General features: G+C 35.4%; 19 protein-coding genes and 1 riboswitch. Of the genes, 7 read left to right on the top strand and 12 right to left on the bottom strand.

The genetic code is table 11. From position 1 onward, the window contains the following. Positions 1–34 precede the first annotated feature (34 nt). Positions 35–142: riboswitch (SAM riboswitch) on the bottom strand. Positions 143–329: 187 nt separating this feature from the next. Both BW951_RS16840 and BW951_RS16835 read left to right on the top strand, forming a co-directional pair. Continuing rightward, positions 330–2,945, top strand: coding sequence for an MGH1-like glycoside hydrolase domain-containing protein (locus BW951_RS16840; RefSeq protein WP_076395026.1), 2,616 nt, complete (start codon positions 330–332; stop codon positions 2,943–2,945). A gap of 246 nt (positions 2,946–3,191) precedes the next feature. After that, positions 3,192–4,868 carry a T9SS type A sorting domain-containing protein gene (locus tag BW951_RS16835; RefSeq protein WP_076395024.1) on the top strand — a complete coding sequence of 559 codons (1,677 nt, stop codon included), beginning with the start codon at positions 3,192–3,194 and terminating at the stop codon, positions 4,866–4,868. A 76-nt stretch (positions 4,869–4,944) separates the two neighbouring features. On the opposite strand, the gene BW951_RS16830 is transcribed toward BW951_RS16835, so the two are convergent. The 9 genes from BW951_RS16830 to BW951_RS16790 all read right to left on the bottom strand — a co-directional run bounded on the left by BW951_RS16830 (position 4,945) and on the right by BW951_RS16790 (position 13,654). Further along, positions 4,945–5,370, bottom strand: coding sequence for an OsmC family protein (locus BW951_RS16830; protein WP_076395022.1), 426 nt, complete (start codon positions 5,368–5,370; stop codon positions 4,945–4,947). An 8-nt stretch (positions 5,371–5,378) separates the two neighbouring features. Then, on the bottom strand, positions 5,379–6,095 hold the full coding sequence (locus tag BW951_RS16825) for a phosphodiester glycosidase family protein (RefSeq protein WP_076395020.1): 717 nt from the start codon (positions 6,093–6,095) through the stop codon (positions 5,379–5,381). 67 nt (positions 6,096–6,162) lie between these two features. Then, on the bottom strand, positions 6,163–7,485 hold the full coding sequence (locus BW951_RS16820) for a DUF58 domain-containing protein (protein WP_076395018.1): 1,323 nt from the start codon (positions 7,483–7,485) through the stop codon (positions 6,163–6,165). An 18-nt stretch (positions 7,486–7,503) separates the two neighbouring features. Continuing rightward, positions 7,504–8,628, bottom strand: coding sequence for a transglutaminase domain-containing protein (locus BW951_RS16815; RefSeq protein ID WP_076395016.1), 1,125 nt, complete (start codon positions 8,626–8,628; stop codon positions 7,504–7,506). A gap of 17 nt (positions 8,629–8,645) precedes the next feature. Beyond that, positions 8,646–9,677 carry an AAA family ATPase gene (locus tag BW951_RS16810; RefSeq protein WP_076395014.1) on the bottom strand — a complete coding sequence of 344 codons (1,032 nt, stop codon included), beginning with the start codon at positions 9,675–9,677 and terminating at the stop codon, positions 8,646–8,648. A 90-nt stretch (positions 9,678–9,767) separates the two neighbouring features. Next, complete coding sequence (locus BW951_RS16805; RefSeq protein WP_076395012.1) at positions 9,768–10,925, bottom strand: hypothetical protein; 1,158 nt, start codon at positions 10,923–10,925, stop codon at positions 9,768–9,770. Between the two features lie 12 nt (positions 10,926–10,937). Then, positions 10,938–11,732: a DUF4129 domain-containing protein gene (locus BW951_RS16800; RefSeq protein ID WP_084196475.1), complete on the bottom strand. Its 795-nt coding sequence runs from the start codon at positions 11,730–11,732 to the stop codon at positions 10,938–10,940. Next, entirely contained in the window at positions 11,725–12,684 is a 960-nt protein-coding gene (locus BW951_RS16795) for a DUF4013 domain-containing protein (RefSeq protein ID WP_076395008.1), read from the bottom strand. Before BW951_RS16795 ends, BW951_RS16800 begins: the two co-directional genes overlap by 8 nt. Next, positions 12,671–13,654: a stage II sporulation protein M gene (locus BW951_RS16790; protein WP_076395006.1), complete on the bottom strand. Its 984-nt coding sequence runs from the start codon at positions 13,652–13,654 to the stop codon at positions 12,671–12,673. Before BW951_RS16790 ends, BW951_RS16795 begins: the two co-directional genes overlap by 14 nt. Positions 13,655–13,681: 27 nt before the next feature. Here BW951_RS16790 and BW951_RS16785 point away from each other — a divergent pair, with 27 nt between their 5' ends. Further along, a complete protein-coding gene (locus tag BW951_RS16785; RefSeq protein ID WP_076395004.1) occupies positions 13,682–14,422 on the top strand; it encodes an RDD family protein in 741 nt (246 codons plus the stop codon). Positions 14,423–15,605: 1,183 nt separating this feature from the next. On the opposite strand, the gene BW951_RS16780 is transcribed toward BW951_RS16785, so the two are convergent. From BW951_RS16780 to BW951_RS16770, 3 genes are all read right to left on the bottom strand, one after another. Then, positions 15,606–16,112, bottom strand: coding sequence for a hypothetical protein (locus BW951_RS16780; RefSeq protein WP_076395003.1), 507 nt, complete (start codon positions 16,110–16,112; stop codon positions 15,606–15,608). Positions 16,113–16,277: 165 nt separating this feature from the next. Beyond that, positions 16,278–17,072, bottom strand: a complete 795-nt coding sequence (locus tag BW951_RS16775) for a GLPGLI family protein (protein WP_175608840.1) — start codon at positions 17,070–17,072, stop codon at positions 16,278–16,280. Between the two features lie 12 nt (positions 17,073–17,084). Continuing rightward, entirely contained in the window at positions 17,085–17,396 is a 312-nt protein-coding gene (locus tag BW951_RS16770) for a hypothetical protein (RefSeq protein ID WP_139326196.1), read from the bottom strand. Between the two features lie 126 nt (positions 17,397–17,522). On the opposite strand from BW951_RS16770, the gene BW951_RS16765 reads away from it, so the two are divergent. The 4 genes from BW951_RS16765 (at position 17,523) to BW951_RS16750 (ending at position 19,634) form a co-directional block, all read left to right on the top strand. Then, positions 17,523–17,885, top strand: a complete 363-nt coding sequence (locus BW951_RS16765) for a helix-turn-helix transcriptional regulator (protein ID WP_076394997.1) — start codon at positions 17,523–17,525, stop codon at positions 17,883–17,885. Positions 17,886–17,934: 49 nt separating this feature from the next. Then, a complete protein-coding gene (locus BW951_RS16760; protein WP_076394996.1) occupies positions 17,935–18,225 on the top strand; it encodes a GNAT family N-acetyltransferase in 291 nt (96 codons plus the stop codon). Positions 18,226–18,529: 304 nt separating this feature from the next. Further along, complete coding sequence (locus tag BW951_RS16755; protein ID WP_084196474.1) at positions 18,530–19,300, top strand: GLPGLI family protein; 771 nt, start codon at positions 18,530–18,532, stop codon at positions 19,298–19,300. 31 nt (positions 19,301–19,331) lie between these two features. Further along, the gene (locus tag BW951_RS16750; RefSeq protein WP_076394994.1) at positions 19,332–19,634 is read left to right on the top strand and encodes a hypothetical protein; all 303 of its coding nucleotides are present in this window, start codon (positions 19,332–19,334) and stop codon (positions 19,632–19,634) included. Positions 19,635–19,813 lie beyond the last annotated feature (179 nt).

The following is a 19,813-nucleotide window of genomic DNA, read 5'->3' as shown; positions in this document are numbered from 1 at the left end:
AAATGCCACAGGAAATGGCTGAAAGAACTTCAGTGAGTTATCTGTCCAAAATAATTCTGGTAGAACGTAGCACCTTCATTGCTTGCGCAAAGGGTTGCTAAGGTTTCATAGGGTCTAATCCCTCAACCTTTCTTGATAACATTTTCAATATTTGAATGAACGAATGGTGCAAAGATAAAACTTTTCTTTTAAATATTTATAAAAATTTAATTTAATCTTACAAACCTCGATAAACAGAAGGCTTTCAGGGAAATATTAATAATAATTCAAATTTCATGAGTTGGAATTTTTTCGCAAAAAAACTAACTTCGTAATGAAAATGATGAGATATGATTGCTGAAAAACAAAGATTACAAGACACAAACTGGAAAAACTGGGGACCTTACGTGAGTAACCGGCAATGGGGAAATGTACGCGAAGACTACAGCCCAAACGGCGATGCATGGAATTTCGCCAATCACAATAACGCAGAAAGCTATGCCTACCGTTGGGGAGAGGAAGGGATAGCGGGAATTTCTGATGCAAAGCAGCTTTTCTGTTTTGCGCTTTCGTTCTGGAACAAAAAAGATAAGATGGTGAAAGAGCGCTTTTTTGGACTGAGCAATCCACAGGGAAATCACGGAGAAGACATTAAAGAACTATTTTATTATCTGGATAATACACCTACTCACAGCTATATGAAAATGGTGTACAAATATCCGATTAATGCGTTTCCGTATGATGAACTGCTTTCTGAAAATGGAAAAAGAAGTAAAAAGGAAGCGGAATATGAAATTTTCGACACCGGAATTTTTGATCAGGATGAATATTTTGATATTTTTATAGAGTACGCTAAAGCAGAATACAACGATATTTTAGTAAGAGTAACGGTCTGCAACAGAAGCAATATAGTGGCTCCGATTGTAGTGGCTCCCACGGTGTGGTTCAGAAATAACTGGAAATGGGGTTACAATACGTATAAAGGACAAATCAATGCTTCTCATGAAGGCTGCATCACCATCAACCACGACAGTGTCCCGATAAAAAAGTTTTATTCAAGAAATATTTCTGCGGAAAGTGTTTTCTGTGATAATGAAACCAACAGTCCGAAATTATATGGAACACCCTATCCGGGAAATACTTATTACAAGGATGGCATCAACGATTATATTACTTACGGAAGCAACACCGTGAATCCTGAAAAGAGAGGAACAAAAGCTTCTTTTTTAATTGACGAAGTTATTGAAGCCGGACAATCGAAAACGTTTGATTTCAGATTGTCTCCCAATGAACTGGAGAATCCGTTTTATGAATTTGATGAGATCTTTAGCAGCAGAGTTGCTGAAGCGGATGAATTTTATGCCGAAATTCAGAATGATGTTTCTGATGACGATGAAAAAAACGTGCAAAGACAGGCTTTTGCGGGACTTCTCTGGAACAAGCAGTTTTATCACTATAATGTCGGAAAATGGCTGAAAGGCGATCCGAATTTTGAAGCTCCAAGAAATTTTAACCATTATGTACGAAATACAGAGTGGAATCATATGCACAATAAAGACATCATCTCGATGCCTGATAAATGGGAATATCCCTGGTATGCAACTTGGGATCTTGCCTTCCATTGTGTTCCGTTTGCGATTATTGATGCGGAATTTGCGAAAGGGCAGCTTCTTTTATTAACAAAAGAATGGTATATGCATCCGAACGGACAGCTTCCTGCCTACGAATGGAATCTGAGCGATGTAAACCCGCCCGTTCATGCGTGGTCGTGCTTCCGAGTATTTAAAATTGATGAAAAGCAAAACGGCAAACCTGATCTTTTATTTTTAGAAAAGGTTTTTCAGAAATTACTGCTGAATTTCACCTGGTGGGTAAACCGAAAAGATAAAAACGGAAAGAATATTTTCGGGGGAGGTTTTCTCGGGCTTGATAATATCGGGGCTTTTGACCGGAATATGGTGTTAAAAGACGGACAGCATCTGGAGCAGGCCGACGGAACGAGCTGGATGGCAATGTACGCTCTGAATATGATGCGAATTGCCATGGAACTGGCTCAGTATTATCAGGTGTATGAAGATATGGCGATTAAATTTTTTGAGCATTACCTTTATATCGCTGAAGCCATGGAAAATCTGGGTGAAGGCACAAAAGGACTCTGGAACGAAGAAGACGGCTTTTTCTACGATGTGCTTCAGCTCGGGAACGGCGACAGTGTTTCCCTGAAGCTGAGAAGTATTGTAGGATTGATTCCTATGTTTGCCGTGGAAATCATAGATCATCATCTGTTGGATAAAATGCCAAACTTTACCACCAGAATGGATTGGATTCTGAAAAACAAACCTGAACTCACGAAACTTGTTTCGCACTGGGAAGAGGAAGGGCATGGAAGAAAGCATCTGATGAGTATTCTGAGGAAAAACCGTCTGACAAAAGTTTTGACCAGAATGCTTGATGAGAAAGAATTTTTAAGCCAATACGGAATTCGGGCAATGTCTAAGGTATATGAAGAAAAACCGTTCAAATTTTCTGTTCACAGCACTGAAAATGTAGTTTATTATACGCCTGCAGAAAGTGACAGCCGAATGTTCGGGGGGAACAGCAACTGGCGCGGTCCGATCTGGTTCCCGATCAATTTCCTGATTGTAGAAAGTTTGCAGAGATTCCATTTCTATTACGGAAACAGCATGAAAGTGGAATTGCCGACCGGAAGCGGTGAGAAGAAAAATCTGGATGAAGTCGCTCACGATATCAGCAACAGACTTTGTTCTATTTTCCTAAAAGACGAGAATGGAGAACGTGCTTTCAACGGAGGAAATGCTAAATTTAACTACGATGAAAATTTTAAAGATTACATTACCTTTTTCGAATATTTTCACGGTGATAACGGACGCGGCGTAGGAGCTTCTCACCAGACGGGATGGACAGCTACGGTTGCCAAGCTTTTGAAGCCAAGATTATTGATTTAATATTATTTAGATATAAATTTTAAAAAGGGTATTTCAGTTTTGAGATATCCTTTTTTTATTATTCATCGCATAACATAAATATCATCAATTGATATTTTTAAAGACAATAGCTAAAATCTATTTTCTCATTAGTACAAAATAAATTTTTATGCATTTTATATAAAAAATCAATATTTATAAGCAAAAATAATTATTAATTTAATACCTAATAACTATATTAGCAGAATAAAATCTAATAATTATTTCATGAAAGTAAAACTACTACCTATTGCAACTTTTTTAGTTTCATCGTTATTCGCAACCCATTTAAAAGCACAGAATTATCAGCCTTTATTTATTCAGAGCGGATATAATGCAGATGTAGTCGCCAACGGTGTGGGTTCATCGGCTTCTTCCACCAATAATGATGTTGATGGCGTAAGCTACGCATTTGTCTCAAGAGATTTTCAGTTAACGGCTTCAAGTTCGCAACTTACTTACGGACTGCCTGTGAATGGAATTATCAATTCTGTAGTTTCTTCGACTCCGGGACTTTCCTATCAACTGGCATCTTACAGTTCAAACAATGTTTTAAGGCTGCAAAACAGTGGCGATAACGGAACTTTACAATTTTCCAACCCCCTTTCAGCAAACACCCTGTATATGTTGGCAACAGGAGGAAGCGGATCCTGTACCGTAGATGTGGATGTAAATTTTACAGACAATACTTCTCAGACGTTTACCGGCATCAATATTTCCGACTGGTATTACGGGAGCAATTTTGCCATTCAGGGAATCGGAAGGATCAACATCAGCAATAACAATCTTGAATCCGGTTCCGGAACAGATCCCAGACTTTACCAGATTCCTTTATCAATAAATCCTACAAATTTATCCAGAGTCATTAAAAGTGTTACGGTAACCAAATCCGGTTCGGGAGGTATTCCGAATATTTTTGCTTTTGCAGCAGATTCTTATAATCCCTGCGAAGCGCCTACCAACATTACCGCGGTTACTACCATGAACGGAGCGACGTTAAGCTGGACAGCTCCTTCCAGTGCGCCGTCTTCGGGATATCAATATTACTACAGTACTTCTTCTATCCCACCAACAGCCAGTACAACACCTACAGGAAGTGTACCTTCGGGAACTTCAGTTACTCTGAACAGTTTATCAACAGGACAAACCTACTATTTCTGGGTAAGATCATATTGCGGAGGTTCATCATATGGATTCTGGAAAATGAAGCAGTTTGCACCGGGACAAATTTCTGCGACTTACACAGGCGGAGATATCAGTACGGAATTCAACTGGGGACCGGATAATACAACAACAACTAACTGTGCAGGAAGTGTATCTATCAATATTCCGAATGGGTACAAAGTTGTATCTACAGATGTGAGCTATACGATGACAACGGCAAGCAACGGATGGATGTCTGAACAGAAAAGTTTATTGGTATGTTCTTCTAACGGAACAGCAGAATCATCTGTAAGTTCAGGATCAGGATCAAACGGAGGAACGTTTTCTTATAACAGAACGGGACTCAACATTGCCAATAATTTAACAGGAACGGTAAATTTTGATCTGCGAGCATGGAGAACTTACGGAGGCTCCGGTTGCAGCGTAGATTACAACAAAGTGGATAACGGAACTTTTACGGTAACCGTAACTGTTCAGCCTGTTGTTTTGGCAACCGGTGAGGTGACTGCTAAAGAGAAAGAAAGAATTGCCTATCCGAATCCTTTTGCTGACGTTCTTTATCTTGAAAAACCTGAAAATTTGAAAAAAGCAGTAATTACGGATGCTTCGGGAGTGGTGGTACAAACTGTTGAAAATCCTTCTTCATCCCTATTCCTTGGAGGAATAAAATCCGGAATGTATATTCTGAGTTTAACCATGAAAGACGGATCTGTAAAAAGTATGAAAACCATGAAAAAATAAATAACCATTGGCAACGAAAATCGCGGGCAGAAATAAATTTCTGCCCGCGATTTGTTTTTAATATTGTAAGTAAAGATTACGCTTCTGCGATCTCTCCGTTTACAAATACTTCATAGCCTATTTCTACATTCGGTTCCAGTGTTTTGGAAACCGAGCAGTATTTTTCGAAAGACAACTGAGCTGCTTTCTGCGCTTTTTTAGGATCAATATTTCCTTCCAGAAGAAATTTAACTTTTATCGATTTGAAAGGTTTTGCATCATCTAAAGGAATTCTTTCGCCTTCTACTTCTGCTTTAAAATCTGTGATTTCCTGTCGCTGTTTTTTCAGAATAGAAACAACGTCTATTCCGCTGCATCCCGCAACTGCCATCAGAACGCTTTCCATAGGAGAAACGCCTTTCGCTCCGGGTTGTGTTGTATTATCTAAAAGAATTGAATTTCCCTGAGAATTGGTACATTCAAATAAAAAATCGTCGTTGATTCGGTTAATTGATATTTTCATTTTTAAATTTATTTTTTAGATGTGGCAACCCCGATCATGACTCCGAAGTTTCCGTCTTCCTGCGTCCATTTCTGTTCGGGGCAATAGGTTCTGGAAACAAAGCCATCGAGGTACAAAGCTTTTACGCAGCCTGATTCTTTAAATACGGAAGCAAAATTATAAAAATTAACCTCTTTTTTAGACATTATAAAAACTATATTTCCATCTTTTAGAATTCCGACTCCGTTTCTGATGTTGAGGTTCTTTGACTCTTTTTTAAATATTGGATTTATTTTCCCATCAATCAGCAATATCGGTCTGGATTGTGTTGCATATTTTATTTCAGAATTATTTCTGAAAGCTTTTGTTTCAACAATTTCAGCATCGTTATTCTTCGTGAGGTAAAATATTCCGTTAGGATGGAGATAAAAATTTCCTTTACCGGATAAAGTATCTGTTTTATTTAGGATTTTAAAATTTTCAATATACAATCCTTTGGGAAAGTTATTGGGTTCAAACATTCCGCCGTTCATGGCAAATATTAATTCTTTATTTTCCTGCTCTGTTTTATTCTTTAAATGAGCAATGCTTTTAAGAATTGTTCCGTTATCATCTTTCCAGTAGAAAGCGACATTTTGTATTTTAGGATTTACTTTAAAAATTACAAAATCATCCTCATGTTTTATTTTCTTATCGCAGGATAAAAAACAACAGAGACATACGATGAACAATGCAATTTTTCTCATTTATAAATTTGCTTAAATCATTTGTAAATTTTGCGGTTCATTTTGAAATGAAATCCCTGTTTAAAAATTACAAAATCCCTCTCGCTTTAATTTCCAGATATTTATTGATGACATCAATATTCAGATTTTCCGGTAAAGTGTACACTGTGTAAATTCCGTATTTGCGGAGTTCCTGAATGATCAGCTTCTTTTCAAACTCAAATTTTTCTGCAATGATTTCGTCATACACTTCCTGCATACTTTCAGGATTTTTATGAATCAACGTCTGCAATTCTGAATTTTTGAAGAAAACCACAACCAATAAATGGTTTTTAGCGATTCCACGAAGATATTTTAACTGACGGTTTAAGCCATCCAACGTTTCAAAATTCGTAAATAAAAGAATCAAACTTCTCTGGTTCAGCGAATATTTTACATCCTGATATAATCTGTTAAAATCACTCTCAAAGAAATCCGTTTTAATGTTATAAAGCGCTTCCGAAATTTTTCTAAGCTGTCCCGATTTATTTTCTGCCGCAATTTTATTTTCAGTTTTTTTCGAAAAAGTCATCATTCCGGCGCGGTCGCCTTTTTTCAGAATGATATGTGATAAAGCCATCGTTGCATTAATGGAATAATCCAAAAGACTCAGCCCTTTGAAGGGCATCTTCATCGTTCGTCCTTTATCAATCAGCATAAAAATACGCTGCGATTTTTCGTCCTGAAACTGATTAACCATCAATCGGTTTGTTTTGGACGTCGCTTTCCAGTTGATCGTTCTGATGTCATCTCCCGGAACATATTCTTTAATCTGCTCAAACTCCATCGTATGTCCCAGTTTTCGGATTTTCTTGATTCCGCCCAACAGAAATTCACTCTGCAAAGCCATCAGTTCATATTTTCTTAGATGAATAAATGACGGATAAGCCGGTAAATTGGCATCTTTCTGAAAATTAAACCGTTTTGCGACAAAACCTAAAGGTGAAGAAACATACACATTTAAACTTCCGAAATTGTACTCTCCTCTTTCCTTTGGCTCCAGAATATATTGAAAAAATGTATTTCTTCCCGGTTCTATCTGTTTTTCGATTAAAAAATCTCTCTTCTGAAACTGAAACGGAATTTCGTCAATTACTTTCACATTGATTTTGAAAGCATAGTTATTTTTAATATCAACTTTTACAGGATTTTCATCACCATTGGATAATTTTTCGGGCAATATTCTCTGTGCAGAAATCCCTTCTTTCCTGTTGAAAACAAAAAGATAATCCACCATTGCCGCCAAAAAAACCAGAAGCAAAACGATGTGCGCTACCCACATGAGTAACGGAAAGAAAAAAGCGAAAACATACAGAATCCCCACTCCGATGAGCGTGAAGAAAAAGCGTGTATTGAGGTATAAGTTTTTCATTTTTTACCAGATCAGCGATTAAGGCTTTGTCCAGAAAAGATCAGGATTATTGGTTTTATAGTTGGTAAAAGTAACCCCTGTCTGATTATTTTTCACCATTTTTTTTTGTGGTTCCTGAACAAGTCCATCCAAAGGAAGAAGTTCTACATATTCTATGCTTTTTCCATTCTTCCATGTTTCAGAATCATATTGGCTTATAACGGGAGTTTCCAGACGATAAAGATTTTTAGCCATATAATTTTCCAAATATTCTTCCTTTGTCTGCAATACATTCCTGTTCCGGTTTGCATCTGCATTCAAAACCAATGGTAATCCTTTGACCAATCTTTCTCTGACTTCCTGAATTCCCAAAAGATTTCCTTTATCGTCCATAACGTATGCATCAAAAGTAGGATCAATCCAGATCCATTTATTAAGTTCGCTGCTATATACCATATTAATTACATGGCAGTCATCAAACTGAGTTTCCTTTGGCATACATGTAATGTAGCGCGATTTAATACCCAATGACAAATAACATTCATTAAGAATTGTTGCCAACATTCTACAATTTACACCACGATTTTCTGTTTTACAAACCCTGATAAGATCAATAGCATTTTTCAGCGTTGGATTATTACTGCTTCCATCATGTCTTACAAGATTATGTACCCAATGCATCAGATTAAAAATCTTCGAAAGCTCACTTCCATTTCCTGCGATTGAATCCAATTTAAGATCTTTTCTGATTCTTTTTAAATCTGCATTATCCTGAGACTGATAAGCAAATTTTGGAATAAAGCGATCATCAGAGAAATTATATTTTCCGGCATTTTTAAGAATATCCAGTCTTGAAGGCTCATATTTAATCTGCGTTCTGGCGGAATCTTTACCTTTTAAAATGATAAAATCAAATATGGATCCCGGTTTTAAATTATATGAAATGGAATCTGAATCTGTGTAAAAAGTAACTTTTTTTCCGGAAGTCGTATAAACATCCAGTTTTTCTTCAGGTACAATTGTCCATGCATTTTTTATTCTTTTTCCATCCACTTTAATATCCACATTCTCGGAAACAGCTTTTATAACAGGTAGCTTTTTCTGTCCTGCTAATTTCACTCCAAAAATCAGAAAAGCTGAAAGAAGTATAATGTTTATTTTCATAGTTCATGTAATTAAATCTACCTTGGAATCTCTATTCCTTCTAAAATCTGCCTGATAATTTCATCCGCGGTAAGACCTTCCATCTCTCTTTCCGGCGATACAATAACTCTGTGTCTCAGAACAGCATAACTGGCTTCTTTAATGTCTTCCGGCGTTACGAAATCTCTTCCTCTTAAAGCTGCAAATGCTTTTGATGCGGTTAACAAAGCCAGACTCGCTCTCGGAGAAGCTCCTAAATACAGGAACTGGTTTTCTCTGGTGTTGATGATAATTTTAGCGATGTACTCCATCAGTTGAGATTCAACGATGATTTCTTTTACCAGATGCTGATAATTTTTCAGTTGCTGGGCAGTAATCACTTTGTTAACAACCTCCGTTTTATCTTCCTGCTTGCTTTCGTGCTGGTTTCTGATGATGGCAATTTCCTGCTCCAGATTCGGATAACCCACATTTATTTTAAACAGAAAACGGTCAAGCTGGGCTTCCGGAAGTCTGTATGTTCCTTCATGCTCAATCGGGTTCTGGGTTGCCACCACAAGGAAAGGTTCTTCCATCGGATAGCGGGTTCCGTCCATCGTGATCTGCCTTTCTTCCATCACTTCAAACAAAGCCGCCTGAGTTTTTGCCGGAGATCGGTTGATCTCATCAATCAGGATGAAATTAGAAAAGATAGGTCCTTTTTTAAATTCAAATTCAGAATTTTTTACGCTGAAAACGGAAGTTCCCAAAATATCGGAAGGCATCAAATCGGGCGTAAACTGAATTCTGCTGAATCCTACATCGATGGTTTTTGCCAGTAATTTTGCCGTGATGGTTTTGGCAACTCCTGGAACACCTTCAATAAGAACGTGACCGTTCGAAAGAAGTGCCGCCAAAAGATGTTCCACCATGTTTTCCTGACCGACGATTACTTTTGCAATTTCGGCTTTTACTTTTTCAAGACTTGTACGAAGCTCGATCATATCGATTCTCGACTGAAACTGATCTTCTTTTTTATCTAAGCTGATAGAAAATTCGTTTTCTATATTTGGGTTTTCAAAGTTTTCCATATCCTATAATTTATCAATAGAACAGTGTATCCAATTACCAATTACATTGAGAATTACCACACTGTTATATTTTCAGATTGTTACATTTTTTTAAATAATTTCATCCAAAATTTTATTCATTCTCACAAGATCTTCCTTCATTACGTGCGCGTAAGGATCTTGTCCTTTTTTAATCAGCCCAATGGCTTCATCAATTATTTCCATTGGTTTTCCGGTTTTCAGATGGAGTTTTTTTGCAAATTCTTCATCCAGTTTCTGGGTATCGATAAGGAGATCCATTCTTACTTTGTTCAGGAAGTACTGGGCTTTTTTCGACATCATATCATGGAAATCGCCTTCCTGAAGATAAAGATTTCCGATACTTTTCACAAAATCTACCGAGTTATTTTTCAGCGGTTCCACAATAGGGACAATGCGCTGTTTTCTTTTGGCATTAAAGAAAATAAACAAAGCCAGACCGCCCAGAAGAACCCACCAAGCATATTTCAAAGCAGGGTTTGAAAGGATAAACCTCAGCAGAAACTGGGAAGATTTCGAATTGCTTTCCAGAAACCACAATGTTTCTTTATCATCCAGATAAGAAAAAACGTCCTGTGCATATTTTACATTGCCGGGTTTCAAAAGATAGTAATTGGTAATAAAAAGCGGTTCGCAATGGACATAAAAGTAACCTTCCCCGAATTTTATTTTAACAAAGTTTGCCTGATCGTCATTATTTTTTTCCACTGTCTTTCCTAAGACTTCAGATCCCGGTTTAATGAAAGTAAAACCTCTTCCGGATGGAAACTTATCCAGTTTAATGAAATCGTTCTGGTATTTCGTGTCGGTAAGTTTTAAAACATTTTCGTCCCGAAAAGAAATCATAGAATCATAATAACCGATGCTGTCGGAAATTTCTTTCGGCATTTCGCTGATAATCAACATAGCGTTGGAACCTTTGGAAACTTCTTCCAGAATTTTATTCCACGATTCTGTATCTACTTCATGCTCGATGACAAGGATATTATGACTTCCTTTTTCTTTATTCTGGGTATAATAATCGTAAGGAGTCTGATCTATTTTTTTAACTTTATTCTTAAAAAGATCTTTGATCTCGTTATTAAAAACATACAATCCGAACGGTGATTTCTGATAAGTCTTGAAATTCTTCCTCCAATCCGTACTTTCTGTTTTGTTGACTTCAAACAACGCCAGAATAATCATCACTACGACGAAGATTACAGCATATATTTTGAAAGTTTTGTTCATGATAACAATTAATTACGGTTTAAAGGATTGATATTGGTTTTTAAATTTCAGGTAGTTTTCTTCATCAATAGAGAATTCTCCGTACCAGACATAATCGAAAATATAGGCAAGATCGTAAAAACTTTCTTTTAAGTGCGGTGCTTTCAGCTCTGCCGCATAATCTTTATTGGTTTTTTCCGGATTCCAGACGATGAGTTTCTTATCGCTTAATTTTTTTAAGACAAATAAAAACTGATAACGCACTGCCGAACGGAAATCGCCCGATTTTTCAAATTTCAGAATACTTTCCGGAAAATTAATTTCATGAATATTTTCATGAAGCTCTTCTTCGCGGATATCCACTTTCCGGTTTTTCTTTCCGAAGAATGAAATTCCGCCGTTCCCGATGAGATATTTAATGATGAAATACAGCAGGAAACCAACAAGAACAATTACAAAAAGACGCACTAAAATCCCTGCGAAATTTCCGGATTTTGTAAATACGGTTTCCCCGAAAATACTGTCTAACAATTCTGCGAGCTTCTTCATCAGCTTCTGCCCGAAAGACATTCTGGGTTTTACCGTAGTATAGTCGAAGTCTTTGTCTTTGTATCTTGAAGGAATGTTGTCTTTAAATTTTTTAGGATAAACGGTGTTTTCCGTTACCGGATTTTTATACAATACAGAATCTGCACGGTACATATTCCTGTAATGTCCCGTTTCTATTGAGTCCAGAAAAACTGCTTCTTCAGGAGGCAGATCGTCCTGCTGCTGAGAAAAAACAGTTCCGAAGCTGAAAAAAAGCAGTAAAAGAAGAAGCCTATTCATTATTTCCTATTGTTTCTATTTCTGCCAGTTCCATTTTCTGATGAAGATCGGTGCGGCTGTCGTAATACATCAATCCTGAATTTACATACAGAACATTCATTAATATGGTTGAAACCAATGTTGAAAGTCCGTAGATAAAGAATATAACAATTCCGAAATTTCCGGAGAAAGGATTCTGTTCAAAATTCGCATCCGGAGCGGTTGTTGAAAGTTTAAGAATGTATAAAACCATCGGAACTCCGGATAAAAATCCGCTTACAATATAAAAAAGCAGTCCCAAAATAATGGTTGCTCCCCAATATTTCCAGTAGGGAGATTTTTCTCTTCCGTTCGGATAAGAAAACTGAGATCTTACGGCATAACTGAGACTTTCGAAAAAACCTTTATTTCCGTTAAAATAATCGTAGCAGAGAAAAGTGATAATGCTGAATAAATTCGGAAGGATAAAAAGCAGCAGAAAAATTCCAATGAAAAAAAACACCAACAGATAAGAGAATCCGAAAATAGCCGTTGCAACAGGCATTACCAAAAAGGTAAGCCCGAAATAGGCAATGAAAACTTTTTTAGAATTCACTTTAAAATCACTGATGATATCGTCTGTTTTTATTTCTTTCTGCCCTTCCGCAGCTCTTTTTACATAAAATACAGGAAAAAGCAGATTAACCGTCATTAAAGCTGTGGAAAGCACAAAAAGCACAATTCCCGCGATGATAATCAGTCCTAAATTATCCTGAAAATACTGTTCAAAATAATAGCTTTGTCCGCTCATATTAGACCCGAAAATGGCACCGAAGAATTCTCTAAATCCTACCACCATAACAACAACGGTTAAAATAAGCAGCAAGCCGTTCAGCAGAATAAAATTTTTAAAATAATTCTTACCGTATAATTTGAAAAAAGCAAAAGTATCGCTGATGAAACTTCCGAAATCTCTTTTTTTATAAAACTGCATCCTGAATCTGGTTATTAATTTTTTTGCTGACAACAGATGGGTAAATACAGTAATAAAACCCGATGATTGCCAAAGACCCGAAAATAATAATTAAATTTAAAATTAAAGGCATTTTCAGGGCGTGTCTTGTTACATATCCTTCAATAATTCCTGCACAGATGGTAAAAGGAACGGTACTCAGGAATATTTTGAATGAATCTTTAAATCCGCTTTTGAAAGAATTAAATCTGGACAGTGTTTTCGGAAATAAAATAGAGGCTCCCAGAATAAGACCGCACATGGCTTCCACTACCATAGCAAAGATTTCAAAAACTCCGTGAAGCCAGATTCCTCTTGCGCTGTCTTTCAGTGCGCCGTAATCATAAAAGAAATACTGGAAAGAACCGAGCATCACACTGTTGTTCAGCAAAGCCCACAAAGTTCCTACTCCGCCTGCAATTCCGTAGATGTACAGTCTTGCACCTACTTTTATATTGTTGAAAATAATCCCGATCGTACTTCCCCATGTAGAGCCGCTCTGGTAAACTCCTACCGCATTTCCTGCCTTAATGTTTTCAATCGTCTGGTTCACATATTCTTCACCCAGAATAACCTTGGCGAAATCTTTATCGTAAATTCCGGAAAGCAGACCGATTAAGGTAAATAATGTAAAGAACAGAAAAGCATATCCCAAATATCTTCTGTACTGGTACACCAGCAAAGGAACTTCGGTTTTGAAGAAATGCAGAAACCTGTTTTCTTCTACCCTTTTGGTTTTATAAATTTTCTGGAAGATCTGTGCAGACAAATGGTTAAGATAAACCGTGGTATTACTTTTCGGGTAATACGTCTGTGCAAAAGAAAGGTCGTTAACGAGGTTGATGTACAGCGAAGAGAGATCATCAGGATTTTTTTTAATTTTCCCCTGAATAACCTGTTCTATTCCCAACCATTTTTCTTTATTTTGTTTAATGAAATAAACTTCTCTCATAATTGTAAGGCTAAAATAATAAAAATAATGTCTCAAATCGCGATAAATACTTCACAAAATGTAAATATTAATTTCAACATTGCGGGTGTTGGAGAAAGACTTCTTGCTTATATTATCGATCTTCTTATTCAAATTGCGTACACCATCGCTATTCTGTATCTTTTTTTCAATATTCTGAATCTGGGATATGTAATGGACGGGCTGGATCAATGGTCGATTATTGCTATTTACAGCATTCTTCTTTTCCCGACTGCGATTTATCCGCTTGTTCTGGAAAGCCTGATGGAAGGGCAGACTCCGGGAAAGAAAGTCATGAAAATCCGTGTGGTGAAAATCGACGGTTATCAGGCGGGATTCGGAGATTATATGATTCGCTGGGTTTTCAGGATTATTGATATTTCTATTATCGGTCTTATCTCTGCAATTGCTTCCAAAAACAACCAGCGTTTGGGAGATATTGCATCGGGAACCGCTGTTATTTCTTTAAAAAATAACATCAATATTTCGCATACGATTCTGGAAAACATTAAAGAAGATTATGTTCCTACTTTTCCGCAGGTCATTGCTTTAAGCGATAATGACATGAGAATCATTAAAGATAATTATCTGAAAGCTTTACGAGTGGACGACCGACAAATCATCAGCAAACTTTCCGACAAAATTAAAGGAATTCTGAAGCTGGAAGTAGATCCTACCAAAATGACTGAAAGACAGTTCATCGGGGTTGTTATTAAGGATTACAATTATTATACGGGGAAAGACAGTTAGAAAGACGATTTTAAAATATTTAAAAACAACTCAGCTTATAAAAACTCCCGCAGATTTTGCGGATTTTGCAGATGATGCTGTAAAATTCGACAAATAATTTTTATTAATTTGATTTAGAAACTGCAATCTAAACGCAAAGGAAAAAGTTTTCACCTTATTAAAGTGGTGCAAAGATACTCCGTCGCAGACGGATGATGAAGCGTGCTTCTTAGCAGATGAAATCTGCCTTCACTTTGCTGCCTAAATATATTCATTCTCAAAAGAAAAACTTTGCGTTTAGATAATCCTGAGCAAAGTTTGTCATGTTGAAAAGCATCTCTACCATTATATTTAATAGATTTCTCCTTGGTCGAAATGACATAATAGATGTATAAAACTCTCGCAGATTTTGCGGATTTTGCAGATGATTCTGTAAAAACCATCAAAACTTATGCTTTTTATTAATTTGATTTAAAACTGCAATCTAAACGCAAAGGAAAAAGTTTTCACCTCATTAAAATTCCGTCGCAGACGGATGATGAAGCGCGCTTCTTAGCAGATGAAATCTGCCTTCACTTTGCTCCCTTAATATATTTCATTCTCAAAACAAAAACTTTGCGTTTAGATAATCCGGAGCAAAATTTGTCATGCTGAAAGCATCTTTAGGATTGTATTTGATAGATTTCTCCTTCGTCGAAATGACAGAGCTGTTTATGAAAGCTCCCGCAGATTTTAAAGATTTGGCAGATGATTCTGTAAAAACCATCAAATGCTTATACAAACATTTTTTATTGATTCGATTTAAAACTGCAATCTAAACGCAAAGGAAAAAGTTTTCACCTCATTAAAGAGAAGCAAAGATATTCCGTCGCAGACGGATGATGAAGCGCGCTTCTTAGCAGATGAAATCTGCCTTCACTTTGTACCCTAAAAATATTCATTCTAAAAATAAAAACTTTGCGTTTAGATAATCCTGAGCAAAGTTTGTCATGCTGAAAGCATCTCTAAGATTATATTTGATAGATTTCTCCTGCGTCGAAATGACAGAGCGGTGTATAAAAAATCACTCAGATTTTGCGGATGATTCTGAAAAAACTAAAAACTTAAAAACCTTTTTCAAGAATCAAAGCCTTTTCTGAGTGAATCGATATTTACAATCAACAAAAAGTATTCAAAAAAAAATAAAATTTAGCATTAATCTTATTTATATCATTCTAAAACTACGCGTGTAAAAGAACTGAGCAACCATCGCCAAAATCAACAGGACAAAATGCAATACTCTAATTTTGAGTTCATATCTACGGATGATGCAAAGAAAAATGATGTTGATAACGGATGTAAAAAGTATCGCCACATCATGCATATTTTTCACTTCAGAAATATCAATATATAAAGCGCAGCGCCTTACCGTTCCAAAATTGAACCTGCAAAAATGAATGAAAAAAGACAACATACACGAGAGGTATAAAATAATAACGTGTTCTGAAAAATCTTTTACAAAATGGTTTCTTTCTTTACCAATCAGAGCAAAACCTAAATTTACAAACGACAAAAGTAAACAGGACGTTATGGTAAAAAGAATATCATAATTCCCAAAATTCAGAAGATGGTACACCACAAAATACTGAATGGAAATATACAATGCTTCCACCGTTACAGGAAGCCAAAAGAAATGATAAGCGAAATAATTTAAATTTGATCTTTCCGGCATTTTAGTTTTTTATAATGTTAATATTATTCAGAATTTCAATAAGATATTCTGTTCCATATTCATTAGATTTTGCTTTGTAAACTGTAGAAATCTTACAATGTGAATCTTTGTGAAATGATAAGAGGGCATCTAAATTTTAGAAAGCCCTCTTTTGTTTAATTAAATTTAGTCTAAAAAATTATTGATATTTCTAATATTCCTGATGATGGCTTCTTCGCTTCCTTTTGGCGGAAGTTTTCCGAAAGTTCCAAAAAATGAACTTAAAGGATCATCCATTCTTTCTTTTCTTTTTTTGTAGAACTTCTCGTAAGTTGTATCAATACCATTGGGTAAAGATCCGATAGGTTTTTTAGTGTTTTTCAAGCCAACTAAAGAAAAATTAAAATAATTTTTATCATCATATATTTCTAAAATTAAACCTGGTAATCCTTTAAAGGAGTAAGGTCCTTCCTGAATTGGAATTTCGTCTGTATACCATGCTATCATAATTTTTTTTCTGTATTTACATACAGCTTTTTTACATTGATAGCCCTGTATTATCTTCGATCCGGATTCCAGCTTCCACTCTATTTTATTATTGAGATCATAGCGATATCCATCTCTTGATATATTATCATAAATGGTTACTTTTCCATCACTATAAAAAACTTCCGGTTTAAATTTAGCCGAAGGAAGAGCAGAAGCATTGATTACAACCTGTCCATCAACAGGATTATTCATACTTTTTTCAATCATTTTAATTCCTAAAGAATCTGCAAATGCTTTTTGATTGCTTTTGAAAATAGACGATTTCCTGCCGATCAATAAAGATGCAATTTCTTTTTTCTGAGTTTTAATATTGGCTGTATCAATTAAAAAGGTAACTAAATATTTACATTCAATATAAGAGCTGTCCGCTTTTTGGGAAAACAAAAAATTATTGCAAAATAATATGAAAAATAGATATAACTTTTTAGACATCATTTAAAAATTTTAACCACCATAATCAGGCGAACCACAAACATATTCATTGTACAAAGCTCCGTTTTCTCTCATACAGGCATAGGCATGTGCTTTGGAATCTGCATCGCCCAGTTCATAACAAACCGTATCTACGGCATTTGCGCTAGAATTACACCAAACTACCATCAGATAAGATTGGCAATACTGCTGCGGAGTAGATTCCTTTTCACATTTTTCATTTTTGGTCTCTTCTGTTTGCTTGGATGGTTTCTTTTCCTCCGTGTCTTTTGCACTTAAAAATCCTACAAAAGAGACGGTTGCAATTAAAAATAATTTTTTCATCTGCTTTTTTTTCATTTGTTAAACAGATCAAAAATAAAAATTTAGTACAATAAAATATAATTTTCTTTTTGCGATTTTATTGCGATTTTTCGCAAAAAATTTATCTTTACACTAAACTTTACAGAAATGGAAAAAACAAAACTCATCGAAGCCCGCAAAAGAAGAAACTTCAGCCAGGAAAGAATGGCAGACATCCTTTCTATGGATGTTTCCAACTACAACCGAAGAGAGAAGGGAACGGCAAAAATTTCTTTACCGGAATGGCAGAAAATTGCAGAAGTATTGGACGTTCCAATTGAAGACATTTTTGAAAATGAAGAAAGTTTAGTTTTTATATTTAATGATAATTCTACAGGTAACGGAAATGGTATTGGAAATACCAATAATTACAACATTCCGCTTTCTTTGTGGGAATCTCAGAAGAAATACATCGATAAACTGGAAGCAGAGATTGAAACACTAAAAGCAGAAATCGCAAAATACAAATAACCTTTCGCGGTGCAGTTTTTGTATTTTACACTTCATAAAAGTTTAAGTTATGAGATTTGAAAATAATAAATCGGGAAACGGCGGTGTAATTACTTTAAATAATGAAGTAAAAGAAATCGGAAGATTAACGTACACTATTTTCCCCGAAGACAGCAAATTCATTATTTCCTTCGTTCTGGTTCACCCCGAATTTGAAGGTCGCGGAATGGGAAAATATCTGGTAGAAGAAGCCATAAAGTTTGCCCGCGAAAACAACTGGAAAGTCTATCCGCACTGTTCTTACGCGCGATCTGTGATGATGAGAATGAAGGACGTGGAAGATATCTTTTTACAGCGTTAAAATGTTATAACGATAACTAAACTAACCACAACTTGATCTTGCGGTTGGTTATAAATACATGTCGGTCATTAGATATTTCCCTTACTTCCAGAAGTAAGGTTTTTTGTTTCTAAATAAATGATGTTTCCATCTATTTGTAGATTTTCTCTTTAAAAACGTTTGCAGGTATTTTTTCCTGTATGATTTCTATCCTGTTTTAATACTTAAAAATGATTCTATTTAACATAAAAAAATAATTTGAAGAATTATTGATTCACATAAATGTGATTAATAAAAATATTGTAAAATTGTAAAAAATATAAAAATGAAGAAGATTTTTTTTGGTGGAATATTTATTTCTAATCTCTTTTATATCTCTGCTCAAAGTAAGGCTGTAACGGAGATTATTTATGAGACCAAACTAGTTTCTGATAGCTTAAACAGAAACAGTTTTAAAATTTTCAATTCAACCTTATTATGTAATAGCACAGAGTCTGTTTATTTTAACAGAGAAGCAAAAGCATTTTATGAAGGAACATCTAAAGAGAGCATTAGCACTAGCGTGGGTGCAATTCCTAAATATCCAAAGTCGGTAGCAAGTGTATACAGATCAAACAATACTATTACCGCCTCTTTGCCTGTAGGAAAATACGTTTTTACTTTTGAAGAACCTAAGCTAAATTGGGAAATATTAAATGAGACTAAAAAAATTAAAGGATTTCAATGCCAATTGGCAAAAACAGTAACTGATACCGGAGATACCTATTTTGCATGGTTTACAAAAGAAATTCCTTTTCAGGAAGGACCTTTCCGGTTTAAAGGTTTATCTGGTTTAATATTGGAGGTTATTAATAAAAATAAAACGATTGAGATATACGCTGTTGAAATAAAAAAATCCGAAGAAATAATTCAGCCCCTTCATTATGGTGATGATATAAAAACAAAATCTAAAAAACAATTTTTGGAAGCCCGAAAGAATTATCAGGAAAATCCATCTATGTACAATGGAAATTTAAAAATTGTAGATTCTAATGGAATTGATAAAACAAAAAAAATGGCAGACAGGATAAAAAGCATTAATACATTTCTTGATTGAATCATAACATTTTAAATAAAAACTTCAAACTATGAAAAAATTATTATTGGCAGGTGCATTAGCGTATTCTACATTGTCTTTTGCTACTACGAAAGAAGATGTAAAAGCAGGTGCAAAAAAAGAAACTGAGACTTCAAAGAAAACTGACGTAACCGAACTTACAAAAGAACAAAAAGAAACATTGGCTTTAATTATCAAATGGTGGGGAGTAAGTTTTACTAATTCTTGTGGAGAAAAAGTAACCGCCTATTTTCAATCAGATAATCCAGACGGCAGTCCTGCATTTATCCGAGAATTAGCTTATGCAGTAAATACTTTTTATGAAGACTGTTAAAAAAATCGCCTTTTTAAGGCGTTTTTCATTTATTCATCAAAATTTTCCATCTCATCTTTATTTACGCAGTAAGAATTTAAGGAAATATAGCGGACTCATTATAAAAAGTCTTATCTTAGCTGTATGAGTTATAGTTTAGATTTTCGTAAACAAGTGTTTAAAATAAAAGAACAGGAAAA

The organism is Chryseobacterium gambrini (assembly GCF_900156825.1).
GTDB lineage: Bacteria > Bacteroidota > Bacteroidia > Flavobacteriales > Weeksellaceae > Chryseobacterium > Chryseobacterium gambrini.
This window is presented reverse-complemented; position numbering and strand designations above follow the sequence as displayed.